The following is a 13406-nucleotide window of genomic DNA, read 5'->3' on the forward strand; positions in this document are numbered from 1 at the left end:
GCAATTCAAATCCCACAGAGCTGACGCAACAGCGCGGTATCCAGATGCTTCTCCACCAGATCCGCCAGCCGCTCGATATCCCGCTCGCGCAACCCGTGGTAATCCACCGTCTGCACATCGTTCAGCCCCGCCCAGCGCAACAACGCGGCGCTGGCTGCCGGGGATTCGAACAAGCCATGCAGATAGGTGCCGAAAATCTGCCCGTCGAGACTCTGCGCGCCATCACAACGCCCGTCATCCAGATGCACGGCGGCGTGCTCCAGGGCCGGCCCGGTGGTGACCCCGGCGTGAATCTCGTAGCCACTGACTTCCGCGTCTTCCAGCGCCAGCCGCCCGCGCACGTTGCGCAATTGCTTCTCGGCTTCAAGCTGCGTGGCAAACGCCAGCAAGCCCAACCCGGCACTCGAACCCGGCGCGCCTTCCAGGCCCAGTGGATCGTGTACCTGCTCGCCAAGCATTTGCAGGCCACCGCAAATCCCCAGCAACTTGCCGCCATAACGTAAATGGCGGCGGATGGCCGTTTCCCAGCCATTGGCGCGCAGGTAGGCGAGGTCGCCGCGCACGCTTTTCGAGCCGGGCAGAATGATCAGGTCGGACGGCGGAATCGCCTGGCCGGGACCGATGAATTGCAGATCCACCTGCGGATGCAGGCGCAGCGGATCGAAATCGGTGTGGTTGCTGATGCGCGGCAGCACCGGCACCACCACTTTCAGCACTTGTTCGGCCTTGTCGGTCTGCCGCTGGTCGATGCCGTCCTCGGCTTCCAGGTGCAGGTCCATCACATACGGCAGCACGCCGACCACCGGTTTGCCGGTGCGCTGCTCCAGCCAGTCGAGACCCGGTTGCAGCAAGGCGATGTCGCCACGAAAACGGTTGATGATGAAGCCTTTGACCCGCGCCTGCTCGCTCGGCGACAGCAGTTCCAGCGTGCCGACCAGATGGGCGAACACGCCGCCGCGATTGATGTCGGCGATCAGCAGCACCGGGCAATCCACCGCTTCGGCGAAACCCATGTTGGCGATGTCGCCGGCACGCAGGTTGATTTCTGCCGGCGAGCCCGCGCCCTCGACCATCACCAGCGGATAGGCCGCGCGGAGTCGTTCGTGGGAGGCCAGCACCGCCTGCATCGCGATGGCTTTGTAGTCGTGATAGGCCACCGCGTTCATGCTGGTGACGGCACGACCGTGAATGATGACCTGGGCGCCGGTGTCGCTGTTGGGCTTGAGCAGCACCGGGTTCATGTCGGTGTGCGGTTCGAGAAACGAAGCTTGTGCCTGCACCGCCTGCGCCCGGCCGATTTCACCGCCATCAGCGGTCACGGCGCTGTTGAGCGCCATGTTTTGCGGCTTGAAGGGCACCACGGCGACGCCCTGGCGGGTCGCCCAGCGACACAGCGCGGTCACCAGCGTGCTTTTACCGGCATCGGAAGTGGTGCCTTGCACCATCAGAGTGGTCATGCTGGATGTTCCATCAGGCAATCCTTGGCGAACGCTTGCAGGGCCAGTTCGAGGCGCGCCTCTTGCGCCGCATCGGCCGGCAAGCCGAAACGCAGGCTGCTGTTATGCACGAAGATGCGCACGAGAATGCCGCGTCGTGCCATGAAGTCGTGCATGGCGGCGGCGTGTTCGGTGATCAGCCATTGAAACAGCGCACAGCCGCCCTGCGGCTTGAAGCCATGGCGTTCGAGCAGCAGCGCCAGACGCTCGCTGGCCTCGTCGCTGCGGATGCGCTGTCGGGTATGGCCTTCGGTGTCTTGCAGGCAGACCTGGCCGAGTACTCGGGTTGGCCCGCTCACGGCCCAAGGCCCGACCTGCTCGGCCAGCAGCCTGAGCAACTTGCGCTCGGCCAGCACGAACCCCAGCCGCACACCGGCCAGACCGAAAAACTTGCCAAACGAACGCAATACGATGAGGCCGACCTGATGGGCATGGGCGGCCAGGCTCAGATGCGGCGTGTTGTCCATGAACGCTTCATCGACCACCAGCCAGCCGCCGCGCTGGGCCAGCCGCGCATGCCAGTCGAGCAGCCGTGCCGGAGTCAGACTCAGGCCGGTGGGATTGTTCGGATTGACCACCACCAGCACGTCGAGATTGTCGATGAAGAAATCGACTTCCTGCTCCAGGACCTCGCGCACGATGTAGCCACTGCGGCGCCAGGCTTCGGCATGCTCGGCGTAACACGGCGACAGCACACCGACCTTGCCGGCCCGGCGCAAACGCGGCAACAACTGAATAGCCATCTGCGAACCGGCCACCGGCAACACCTGGGACGCGCCGTAGTAATCGCACGCTGCCTGCTCCAGGCCGTCATCGGTTTCCGGCAATCGCGCCCAGGCCCGCAACGGAATCTCCGGAACCGGGAACGGCCACGGCGCCAGACCGCTGGAGAGGTCGAGCCAGTCCTGTTCGGCGATGCCGTACTCCAGCGCCGCCTTGCGCAGCCGGCCACCGTGCTCAAGCATAGAATTCAGCCCCCACGCAGAGAATCAGCAGCCATAACCATACGCCGCGCTGCACCAATTGCCAGCCGCGATCAATGGAATCGGCGTCCGCCGGCGCACCCTCGCCGAGTTGTGGACGCTCATGCAGTTCGCCGTGATAAATCGCCGGGCCGCCCAGCTCCACGCCTAGCGCGCCGGCACCGGCAGCCATCACCGGACCTGCGTTCGGGCTGTCCCATTTCGGTCCCTGGCTGCGCCAGCATTTCAAGGCGAGCCGGGTTTTGCCCAGCAACGCGTAGGTCAACGCCACCAGCCGCGCGGGAATGTAGTTGAGGACATCGTCGATTTTCGCCGCCGCCCAGCCGAAGCGCTCGAAGCGTTCGTTGCGATAACCCCACATCGCGTCGAGGGTGTTGCTCAAGCGATAGAGCACCGCGCCCGGCGCGCCGGCCACAACAAACCAGAACAGCGCAGCGAACACCGCGTCGCTGCCGTTTTCCAGCACCGATTCAGTGGCCGCGCGGGCGACGGCAGTGCTGTCCAGTTCGCTGGTCTGGCGACTGACCAGATAGCCCACGCGCTTGCGCGCCTCTTCCAGATCATCGCCACGCAGCGCCTGGGCCACGGGCGCGACATGCTCGCCGAGACTGCGCATGCCAAGGGCGCAATACAGCGCCAGAATCTCTACCAGCCAGCCGACATAGGGCGCCCAGGACAGCGCCGTGGCGAGCAAGGTCAGCGGCAGCACGGCGATCACCCAGGCGGTCACGCCATGGCTGCGCCAGCCGCGCCCACCGGCGTTGAAGCGTTGCTCGATGCGCCCGGCGAAATTGCCGAACGCCACCAGCGGATGCCAGCGTTTCGGCTCACCCAGCAGCGCATCCAGCGCGACTGCGGCGACACTCAACAACGCCACACTCATTGACTCACTCCCCAGAAATTTTCATACAGCAACTCATTGAGCGGACGCGCCCGCGCCCACCCTTCGAGCACCAGCATCGGCGCCGGATAGAACGCCTCGACCGGCCCCAGGCACAACACCGCCAACGGCTTGGCCCCGGCTGGCAATTTCAGCAGATCGGCCAGCGCCTGCGGCTCGAACAGCGACACCCAGCCCATCCCCAGACCTTCGGCACGCGCCGCCAGCCACAGGTTCTGGATCGCGCAGGACAGCGAGGCCATGTCCATTTCCGGCAGCGTGCGGCGCCCGAAAATATGTCGCTCGCGATCATCCATCAGCGCCGCAACCAGCACTTCGGCACAGTCGTTGATGCCTTCGACCTTGAGCCTCATGAACTCGTCACTGCGCTCGCCAAGGGCCTCGGCGGTACGCACCCGCTCTTCTTCCACAAGGCTTTGAATCTGGCCACGCAGCGCACGGTCACTGATACGAATGAAGCGCCACGGCTGCATCAGGCCGACACTCGGCGCCTGGTGCGCGGCTTCGAGCAAGCGGCGCAGCAGTTCGGGTTCGACCGTACCGCCGCTGAAGTGGCGCATGTCGCGACGTTCGGCGATGGCGCGATAGACGGCTGCGCGCTCGTCTTCGGAGAAGGCGTTGTCTGTCATAGCCCCTTCGCGAGCGAGTCCGCTGCCATCACGGTTTCAAATAAGGGTGCGGCCTCAGGATCAGGCGCCAGCAACGCGGCAATCGCCGCCGGATTGGACGGGAAGTAGAAATGCACGTAGGACGCCGTCATCCGCCCGTCCCGATAAACCGCTTCGGCTCCGCGCCCGCCGTTGGGGCTGTGGCCTCGGGCGATCGGGGTCAGTTCAGTAGTGGTCAGGGAATGGTGGTAGGTGTGACCGCGCAGCTCACCTTCCGGCAACTCGACCGATTGCAGGGCCAGCGCCGCCAGACGCTTCTGCATCACCGCCTCACCGCGCAACAGACCGACCAGCTCAGCGCGGACGCCGTCGACATCGGTCAGCGCATCGAGCAGATACAACATGCCGCCACATTCGGCGAGCAACGGTTTGTCGGCGGCGTGATGCGCACGGATCGCGTCGAGCATCGCCGTGTTCTGCGCCAGCGCGACGTGGTGCAGCTCCGGATAGCCGCCGGGCAGGTACAGGCTGTCAGCCTCGGGCAATTGCGTGTCACGGATCGGTGAGAAAAAGCGCAACTCGGCGCCCATCGCCCGCAGCAGATCGAGGCTCGCGCCGTAGGTGAAGGCAAACGCCTCATCCCGCGCAACAGCGATTCGCACGCCTTCGAGCAAGGGTTCCGTGGCCTGCACCTCAGGTGCAGCGAATTCAACCGCCGGTGGCAGCGCTACCTCGCAACTGCCGGCGAGAGCTTCGGCCGCCGCGTCGAGGCGCAGGTCGAGGTCATTGAGTTCGCTGGCCTGCACCAGGCCGAGATGGCGGCTCGGCAGTTCGATTCCGGTTTCCCGGGACAACGCGCCGTACCAGCGCAAGCCTTCGGTGAGGCTGCCTTCGAGCAATTGCGCATGGCGCAGGGTGCCGACGCGATTGGCCAGCACGCCGGCAAACGGCAAGTCCGGCTGGTAGCGCGCCAAACCGAGAGCCAGCGCGCCAAAGGTCTGGGCCATGGCAGTGCCGTCGATCACGCCCAATACCGGCACACCGAAATGCCGCGCCAGATCGGCGCTCGACGGCGTGCCATCGAACAGTCCCATCACGCCTTCGATCAGGATCAGATCGGCCTCGCCGGCGGCGTCCCACAACAGGCGGCGACTTTCCTGCTCGCCGACCATCCACATGTCCAGTTGATAGACCGGCGCACCGCTGGCGCGCTCAAGGATCATCGGGTCGAGAAAGTCCGGGCCGCATTTGAACACACGAACCTTGCGCCCCTGATTGCGGTGCAAACAGGCCAGCGCGGCGGTAACGGTGGTCTTGCCCTGGCCGGAGGCCGGCGCGGCGATCAACACCGCCGGGCAGTGACGTGGTGACTTCAAAGTTCGACGCCTTTCTGCGCTTTGATACCGGCCTGGAAGGCGTGCTTGATCATGCCCATCTCGGTGACGGTATCGGCCAGCTCGATCATTTCCGGCTTGGCGGCGCGGCCCGTCACGACAACGTGCTGCATCGGCGGTCGAGCCTGCAAATCGCTGAGCACCTGATCGAGGTCGAGGTAACCGTGCTTGAGGGCAATGTTCAGTTCATCGAGCACCACCAGGCCAATGGCCGGATCGCGCAGCATCTGCCGGGACACTTCCCAGGCCGCTTCGGCGGCGGCGATGTCACGCTGGCGATCCTGGGTTTCCCAGGTGAAGCCCTCGCCCATCACATGAAAACGCACTTGCTCGGGGAAGCGGCGGAAAAACAATTCTTCGCCGGTGCTGTTGCGGCCCTTGATGAACTGCACCACGCCGCACTGCATGCCGTGGCCCATGGCGCGCGCGAGCATGCCGAACGCCGAGCTGCTCTTGCCCTTGCCGTTGCCGGTCAGCACCAGCAGCAGGCCGCATTCGTTGGGCGAATTGGCAATGCGCTCATCGATCACGGCTTTTTTGCGCTGCATGCGCGCCAGATGACGTTCGTCACGTTCGGGGGAATCGGTCATGGGGGAGCTCTCCGTTGAGGCTGGATAACGGCGGGCAGGCACAAGAATAGACGGCAACAAGCCTGGCATCGCCCACCGTGATGCCGCTGGATGGATCAGGCCGGTCTCCGGGCTCATGAGCGGCGTCGGCCGGACTGCGCGCCTTCCCGCGTCGCCGTCGGACGCAGTGGCACAAGGCGCAGTCTTCACTCATTTACCGTTGCGGGGGCAGCGCCGGGATCGGAGTCGTTCTTCGCCTGAAGACAACCCTCACCGGCTTCCCTGTTTCACTCTGTCGACACCGGTCACAGAGCACCTGAAACAAGCCGCGAAGGTTAGAGGGTTGGGGGTGGAGCGTCAATTGAAGAGGACGCCGCCGAGCGAATAACTGCCGTCGATCAATTATCTGGCGCCAATCTTGTGCCACACTGAGACAAGTGATATCAAAGAGCCACACCCTCACATCAGACAAGAACAAGGTGAGCCCCATGCAAGGCATGATCATCAGCAACCCGCGCCTGGAATTCCTGCGCCCGGTGCTGGAACGCTGGTTTGACTGTATCGACCGCTACAACACCGTGCGCGGCGACAACGACACGCCGTACTGGCACGACGAGAAAGCCAACCTCGGTCTGTTGTCCGCTGCCGCGTGGATGGCTGAGCTGGTGACACTGCGCGACACCGCCACCCGCAAACAGAACGAGGAAGGCGAGCGCAATGCCCGCACCGACCTGCTCATCGCCGGCGCCGAGGATCGCGCCTTCATTCAGGCGACGCAGCGCTGGCCGCGAGTGAACAACCTCAACCTCAGCCAGGCTTTGGCCGAGATCACCAGCGATGCCAAGCGCATCAGCTATGCCAGCGACCTGAAGCTCGGCTGCCTGTTCGTCGCGCCGCAAAAGGCCCAGCACAGCGCCAGCCCCGAAGAGCTGCAAGACATGGTCGACGACCTGCAAAAGGAGCACACCTGCGCCGTCGCCTGGTATTTCCCCTACGCGTACCGCAAATTGCACAGCGATGCCGGCAACTATCATCCGGGCATCGCCGTACTGTTCAAGGAAGCGCGCGGCTGACCGGTTGAACCATCGGGCTTGCGCCCTTCTCTATGATTAAGAATGCATTCATAGGGAAGATCAGTAATGCGCAAGCCCCAGCTCGTTTTCATCATCGCCTTCGCCGGCGGACTTGCCGCGTGCGGCGAGTCGTCCAGCCTGCAAGTGTCCGACGGCACCGGCCCATCACCCAAACTGCCCGAACCGAACAAGACCCTGATCCCGACGGTGAACATCGCCCCGGCGACCGGCTGGCCGGCGGGTGGTAAACCGACAGCCGCCGCAGGCACCCAGGTGGCTGCGTTTGCCGATAACCTCGATCATCCGCGCTGGTTGTATGTGCTGCCCAACGGCGATGTACTGGTGGCGGAAACCAACGCACCGCCCAAACCGGATGACAGCAAGGGCATTCGTGGCTGGGTGATGAAAAAAGTCATGGGACGCGCAGGTGCTGGCGTGCCCAGTCCCAACCGCATCACCCTGCTACGCGATGCCGATCACGACGGCGTCGCCGAGACCCGCACGGTGTTTCTGCAAAACCTCAACTCGCCGTTCGGCATGACTCTGGTCGGCAACGATCTGTACGTCGCCGATACCGACCGCCTGCTGCGCTTCCACTACGAATCCGGCGCCACTGAAATCAAGACGCAGCCGATCAAGGTCACCGACCTTCCGGGCGGCACGCTGAATCACCACTGGACGAAAAACGTCATCGCCAGCAAGGACGGCAGCAAGCTCTATGTGACGGTGGGCTCGAACAGCAACGTCGGCGAAAACGGCCTGGATCAGGAAGAAGGTCGCGCCGCAATCTGGGAAGTCGACCGCGCCACCGGCAATCACCGGATCTTCGCCTCGGGCATCCGCAACCCCAACGGCCTGGCCTGGGAACCGCAAAGCGGCGCACTGTGGACGGCGGTCAACGAGCGTGACGAAATCGGCAGCGACCTGGTGCCGGACTACATCACGTCGGTCAAGGATGGCGCCTTCTACGGCTGGCCGTTCAGTTATTACGGACAACACGTCGACGTACGTGTGGAGCCTCAGAATCCGGATCTGGTCGCCAAGGCCATCGCCCCGGACTATGCCGTCGGCCCGCACACGGCATCTCTGGGCCTGACCTTCGCCGAGGGCAATCGCCTTCCGGCGCAATTCAAGGAAGGCGCCTTCATTGGCCAGCACGGCTCGTGGAACCGCAAGCCGCACAGTGGCTACAAAGTGATTTTCGTGCCCTTCGCCGCCGGCAAGCCGAACGGGAAACCGGTGGATGTGCTGACCGGTTTCCTCGACAAGGACGAAAACGCCCTGGGCCGCCCGGTGGGCGTCGTGATCGACCAGCAAGGTGGCTTGCTGGTGGCGGATGATGTGGGGAACAAGGTGTGGCGGGTGTCGGCCAGTAAGTAACGTCGACACAAACAACATGTGGGAGCAACCTTGCTCCCACATTTGTTTTCGAAATTTGTATTAAGGGTTATGCGCCAGATGCTCCGGCTGCAGGACTCGCTTGGCGCTCAGATACGCCTTCTGCCAGTAAGCCTTGGAGAGGCTGTCCAGCTTCACCGTCCCGCCCGTGGCCGGCGCGTGAACGAAACGCCCTTCCCCGACATAAATCCCCGCATGGCTGACCTGCGAGCCGCCGTTGGTGGCGAAGAAGATCAGGTCGCCGGTCTGCAAGCCTTCCTTGCCGACATTCGGTGCCTGCATGACGATCATCTCGCGGGTCGAGCGTGGCAGGCTGATGCCCGCCGCATCGCGGTAGACAAAACCGATCAGGCCACTGCAATCGAAACCCGAGTCAGGCGTGTTGCCGCCCCAGCGATAAGGTGTGCCGACCAGGCCGAGCGCGCGGAACAGCACGTCTTCGGCAGCAGGCGAAAAGGCTTGGGAGGGGCCGAACACGATCGGGGCGCGAACCACTGGCGCGGGCGGCGGAGTACGGCTGGCGCAGGCGCTGAGCAGCGCTGCGAAGAACATCAGGGCGAGGCGGGCCGACATCGTCATATGCAGAACATCCTGATCTGGCTGCGGCTTTTACTGCCGATTCGACAGAAAACAAAACCGCCTGCGTTGGGACGCAGGCGGTTTGCCATCAATATAGATCTGGATTCTAGCGGCTACGCGGCAAACTTCAAGTAAGACTTTAACTTCACCTTGTAAAGTTTGTGTCTACTGACCGCCGAAGCCCGCTTATCGCCACGAATGCAGCGACAGCGGCAGGATTACTTGCGGGCGGTGACCACGGTCGGAGCGTTCGCCAAAGCACGCTTGGCTTCGATGAAGGTCTTGCTCCAGTAGCTGTCACCCAGGCTGTCGATGCGAACACCGCCGCTGCGACGACTGCTGGAGTGGATGAACTGGTTGTCGCCCAGGTAGATCCCGGCGTGACTGACACGACCGCGACGACCATTGGTGGCGAAGAACAGCAGATCACCCGGCTCGAGGTTGCTGCGCGAGACCAGCGGAGCGTCCACGTTGATCATTTCGCGGGTCGAGCGCGGCAGGTTCATGCCGGCTTCTTCGCGGAACAGGTAGCCGATGAAACCGCTGCAATCGAAACCGGCTTCAGACGTACCGCCGAGACGGTAACGAGTACCGATCAGGGACATGCCGCGTTCGAGGATGCTGTCGGCCAGAACCGGAAGCTCGTAAGGCTTCTTGCCGTTGAATTCGGCAAGCTCCTTCTCGGTGTCCAGCTCTTCCTGATAAATAACGGAGGACTGGGCGGTAGCGGAATTTTTAAACTGTTGTTGCTGCTCTTGATTAACAGGTGAATGAGCAGCGCAACCGAACAACAGGGTGACGAGTGCGAGAGGCACGAGGGGTGCGAAGCGCTTTAGCATGGGCACGACCGTGGCTGATAGTTGTAAAGAAGCCGAGACTATGCCCGCTATCAGCCTCATTTGCAAATTCAATCGATCTTTTTGTGACTTTCCAGTTTCTCGTTTACATCTAAGCGCTTAAGCCTATTTGAATCGAGACGCAGCCTGTGGGAACCACGGGAAAGCGCATTTTCTGGCGCCTGAAATATGCCGGATCGTGCTGAAAGCCGCGTATTAAAGCGCTTTCACCAGCCCAGGGTTTCTTTCAGAAAGGGAATGGTCAGCTTGCGTTGAGCCTGCAAAGAGGCCTGATCGAGCTGCTCCAGCAGGTCAAAAAGCGCACTCATACTGCGAGTGCCACGGGTCAAAATAAAATGCCCGACCTCGTCGGTCAGGTGCAGGCCGCGACGGGATGCGCGCAGTTGCAGGGCGCGCAGCTTGTCCTCATCGGAAAGCGGACGCATCTGGAAAATCAGCGCCAGGGTCAGGCGCGATTTCAAGTCAGCGAGTTTCACCGGCAGTTCACGAGGCGAGGTAGACGCGGCAATCAGCAAGCGCCGACCGCTGTCGCGCAGACGATTGAACAGGTGAAACAGCGCCTCTTCCCAATCCGCCTTGCCCGCCACGGCTTGCAGGTCGTCCAGGCAGACCAGTTCGTACTGTTCGAGGTTGTCGAGAATTTCGATGCCGCGATCCATCAGCTCGGCCAGCGGCAGATATACCGCCGGCTCACCCATCTGCTCGAAACGCAGACATGCGGCCTGCAACAGATGCGTACGCCCCACCCCATGCTTGCCCCACAGATAAATAAGGCTTTCGGTCCAACCGGCGTCGGCTTCGCAGAGACGCTCGACATAGCCGAGTGCAGCGGCATTGGCGCCTGGGTAGTAATTGATAAAGGTGGCGTCGTCACGCAGACGCACACCTAGGGGCAGCTGAATTGGTTCCATGCTGACTGGACGGTTCTCAGGGAACCGTTAGTGGCCTCTGTGTAAAGTGTGCGAAGTTTATACCCGTGAGGCGGAGCGCACAATGCGACAGACTCCAAGCAAAATCAAAGGTTTGCGTTAACCTGCTGGTTTTATGACGGTTTCTCTGACACCACGACACCCGAACCGCCCGCACGAGGCGGGCCAATTCGATGGAATAACCGAACCGCCCGCCTGCGATACCTACAACTCGGGCTCATCCACACCGCTATAGATGTCGGAATCCTTGTACAGATCGTGGACATGGCGCACCAGCACCATGATCACCGCCGCCACCGGCAACGCCAGCAACACACCGGTAAAGCCGAACAGCTCGCCACCGGCCAGAATCGCGAAGATCACCGCCACCGGATGCAGACCGATCCGGTCGCCGACCAGCAATGGCGTCAGCACCATGCCTTCCAGCGCCTGGCCGACCATGAACACCGCGACGATCCCGATCATCGGATACAGCTCGCCACCGAACTGGAACAACCCGGCAATCAGCGCCGCCCCGATCCCGATCACAAACCCCATGTACGGCACGATGGCCGCCAAACCCGCAATCAGGCCGATCAACAACCCCAGCTCCAGCCCGACGATCATCAGGCCCGCCGCGTAAATCACCCCAAGCGCCAGCATCACCAGCAATTGCCCGCGCACAAACGCCCCCAGCACTTCATGACACTCACCGGCCAGCGCCACCACGCGCTCCTCGCGGTCACGGGGCAGCAGGCTGCGGATCTTGGCCATCATCAGATCCCAGTCACGCAGCAGGTAGAAACTCACCACCGGGATCAGCACCAGATTCGCCAGCCAGCCGATCAGCGCAAGGCTCGAAGCGGTCGCCTGGCTCAGCACCACGCCGACGATATCAGTGGTCTGCCCCATATGTTCGCTGATCGCCGCCTTGACCTTGTCGAACTTCCAGAAACCATCCGACAGCCCCAGCTTCGACTGCGCCCACGGCAATGCGGTGTGCTGCAGCCAGTCGAGCATTTGCGGGGCAAGCTCGTACAGACGCAAAAGCTGCTTGGCGAGCATCGGCACCAGCACCAGCAGCAACGTGGTGACAATCAGCGTAAACAGCGCAAACACCGTGATCACGCCCCAGGTTCGCGACAGGCCAAGCCTTTCCAGACGATCCACCAGCGGGTCGAACAGATAGGCGAGCAGCAGCGCCACCAGAAACGGCATGAGGATCGGGTGCAGCAACCACACAAACGCGCAAAGCAGGAGCACCCCACCGAGCCAGAACCAACGCCGCGTATCGGCCATTTACCACTCCATAGCTTCTATATAAGAAAGAAAAACCTACCAGCGAAACCGCAATGCCGGCGCCGCTGGTGTCGGGGCCGGTGTAACCACCGGTGCGGCTCCGGGAGCCACAGGTTCCGGCGCAGCAGCCGGCGCCGGCGTCTCGGCCGGCAACTCCTGCAATTTCGCCAGCGACAGCTGCGCCCGCAACTGGTCGGCGCTGCCGTTGACCCGATACACGATCCGGTCGCCATCGACGCTTTGCACACGCACGCCGAACGGTTCGAGCATGCGCAACAGTGTCGCGTAATGCTCCAGATTCATGCCCTGCACTTCCAAGGTCTGCTGCCCCGATGCGCCGGGCTTGGCGACAAACCGTGGCGCCAGACGCTCGGCAACCGCGAGCATCACCGCATCGGCGACCGCCGCCTGATCGGCGCCCTGCACGCTGCCGGCCTCCTTTTGATCCCCCAGCCACAGATGCCATTTGGCCTGCCACTGCCCGCCCTCTTCCCGGGCATGCACCGCCAGCAAGGCGTCAGCGCTGTAGCGCTCTGAAGCCGCCCGCAACGGCGCCGGATCGGTGCCTTCCAGAGTCGGCGCAGTGGCCACCAACTGCTCGCTCAGATCTGCCAGCGGCAAGTGCAGTGGCAACCCACGGTGCTGGGCAGCTCGGCGCAACGCTGCCGCGCTGGCCTGGCCGTCGCCGACCAGGCTTGAGCCCTCGGCGGAATCGTTCAGCCACCAGCTCAGGATCGACGGCCGATTGCCGCCCCACAACGCCAGTCCGGCGCGGCGCAAGGCCTGCTCGGTGGTCCCCGGATCGAAATCGACTTTCAGCACTTCCGGCGGCCCGGCATCAAAGCCGTACTGGCTGATGATCTGCTGCGGATCCTTGCGAATCGCCGCCAGCCCAGGGTTTTGCGGAGCTTTCGGGTCACCGGTCAGGCGCAGCACCAGGGTGTCCAGCGCCGCTTGCGTGGCTCGGTCACGCTCTTCCGGCGCCTGGCCCGTGACCGGTTGCCGCACTTGATACAGACCTTTGAGGTTTTCCGCGTGACTGGCAAGACTTGCCAGCGACAAACAACCCACAAACAGCAATTTACAAAAACGCATGGAGAATTCCCGTCGACAAGAGCGGCTGGAACAGGCCGCGTGAACCGGTTGAGCAAGCCTGTGACCACAGGCCATTGCAAAACATTCACACGCGGGCGGTAAGTTTTTGCTCTTCCTAAAGATAGACGGCTTCCTTATACAGGCACCCGTGATGTCACCTACAGCGACAATTGCAAAAAAATTCCGGCGATATGCCCCTGCCCGTCGGCGTGAGGATGGCCGCTGCCCCTCAAGCCTGATAAAATC

At 62.8% G+C, this 13406-nt stretch carries 13 protein-coding genes and 1 riboswitch; of the genes, 2 read left to right on the top strand and 11 right to left on the bottom strand.

The window, feature by feature from the left end; all coding sequences use genetic code 11:
• Nucleotides 1-5: 5 nt before the first annotated feature.
• From KVQ74_RS15810 to cobO, 6 genes are read right to left on the bottom strand one after another with little or no spacing between them, the layout of a single operon-like run.
• Nucleotides 6-1457 carry a cobyric acid synthase gene (locus KVQ74_RS15810; protein WP_217832086.1) on the bottom strand — a complete coding sequence of 484 codons (1452 nt, stop codon included), beginning with the start codon at nt 1455-1457 and terminating at the stop codon, nt 6-8.
• Nucleotides 1454-2461 (bottom strand): threonine-phosphate decarboxylase CobD, encoded by a 1008-nt coding sequence (gene cobD / locus KVQ74_RS15815; protein WP_217832088.1) that lies wholly within the window; start codon nt 2459-2461, stop codon nt 1454-1456. Before cobD ends, KVQ74_RS15810 begins: the two co-directional genes overlap by 4 nt.
• Nucleotides 2454-3362, bottom strand: a complete 909-nt coding sequence (gene cbiB / locus KVQ74_RS15820; RefSeq protein WP_217832090.1) for an adenosylcobinamide-phosphate synthase CbiB — start codon at nt 3360-3362, stop codon at nt 2454-2456. The genes cobD and cbiB overlap by 8 nt, the downstream gene beginning before the upstream one ends.
• Nucleotides 3359-4009: a 5,6-dimethylbenzimidazole synthase gene (gene bluB, locus KVQ74_RS15825; RefSeq protein WP_217832091.1), complete on the bottom strand. Its 651-nt coding sequence runs from the start codon at nt 4007-4009 to the stop codon at nt 3359-3361. Before bluB ends, cbiB begins: the two co-directional genes overlap by 4 nt.
• Entirely contained in the window at nt 4006-5364 is a 1359-nt protein-coding gene (locus tag KVQ74_RS15830; protein WP_217832094.1) for a cobyrinate a,c-diamide synthase, read from the bottom strand. The genes bluB and KVQ74_RS15830 overlap by 4 nt, the downstream gene beginning before the upstream one ends.
• On the bottom strand, nt 5361-5972 hold the full coding sequence (cobO, locus tag KVQ74_RS15835) for a cob(I)yrinic acid a,c-diamide adenosyltransferase (RefSeq protein WP_217832095.1): 612 nt from the start codon (nt 5970-5972) through the stop codon (nt 5361-5363). Before cobO ends, KVQ74_RS15830 begins: the two co-directional genes overlap by 4 nt.
• Nucleotides 5973-6053: 81 nt before the next feature.
• Nucleotides 6054-6286, bottom strand: a riboswitch (cobalamin riboswitch).
• A gap of 153 nt (nt 6287-6439) precedes the next feature.
• Between cobO and KVQ74_RS15840 the strand changes: the two genes are divergently transcribed.
• Together KVQ74_RS15840 and KVQ74_RS15845 are read left to right on the top strand one after the other, a co-directional pair.
• Nucleotides 6440-7024, top strand: a complete 585-nt coding sequence (locus tag KVQ74_RS15840) for a hypothetical protein (protein ID WP_217832097.1) — start codon at nt 6440-6442, stop codon at nt 7022-7024.
• Nucleotides 7025-7090: 66 nt separating this feature from the next.
• The gene (locus tag KVQ74_RS15845; protein WP_217832099.1) at nt 7091-8404 is read left to right on the top strand and encodes a PQQ-dependent sugar dehydrogenase; all 1314 of its coding nucleotides are present in this window, start codon (nt 7091-7093) and stop codon (nt 8402-8404) included.
• Between the two features lie 60 nt (nt 8405-8464).
• Here the strand turns inward: KVQ74_RS15845 and KVQ74_RS15850 are convergent, their stop codons facing one another.
• The 5 genes from KVQ74_RS15850 to KVQ74_RS15870 form a co-directional block, all read right to left on the bottom strand.
• Nucleotides 8465-9001, bottom strand: coding sequence for a C40 family peptidase (locus KVQ74_RS15850; protein WP_217832101.1), 537 nt, complete (start codon nt 8999-9001; stop codon nt 8465-8467).
• A 218-nt stretch (nt 9002-9219) separates the two neighbouring features.
• A complete protein-coding gene (locus KVQ74_RS15855) occupies nt 9220-9840 on the bottom strand; it encodes a C40 family peptidase (RefSeq protein ID WP_217832103.1) in 621 nt (206 codons plus the stop codon).
• Between the two features lie 224 nt (nt 9841-10064).
• Nucleotides 10065-10769 carry a DnaA regulatory inactivator Hda gene (gene hda / locus KVQ74_RS15860; protein ID WP_217832104.1) on the bottom strand — a complete coding sequence of 235 codons (705 nt, stop codon included), beginning with the start codon at nt 10767-10769 and terminating at the stop codon, nt 10065-10067.
• 222 nt (nt 10770-10991) lie between these two features.
• Entirely contained in the window at nt 10992-12065 is a 1074-nt protein-coding gene (locus tag KVQ74_RS15865) for an AI-2E family transporter (protein WP_217832106.1), read from the bottom strand.
• A 36-nt stretch (nt 12066-12101) separates the two neighbouring features.
• A complete protein-coding gene (locus KVQ74_RS15870) occupies nt 12102-13160 on the bottom strand; it encodes a DUF2066 domain-containing protein (protein ID WP_217832108.1) in 1059 nt (352 codons plus the stop codon).
• Nucleotides 13161-13406: the final 246 nt, after the last annotated feature.

The organism is Pseudomonas botevensis, from assembly GCF_019145475.1.
GTDB classification, from domain to species: Bacteria; Pseudomonadota; Gammaproteobacteria; order Pseudomonadales; family Pseudomonadaceae; genus Aquipseudomonas; species Aquipseudomonas botevensis.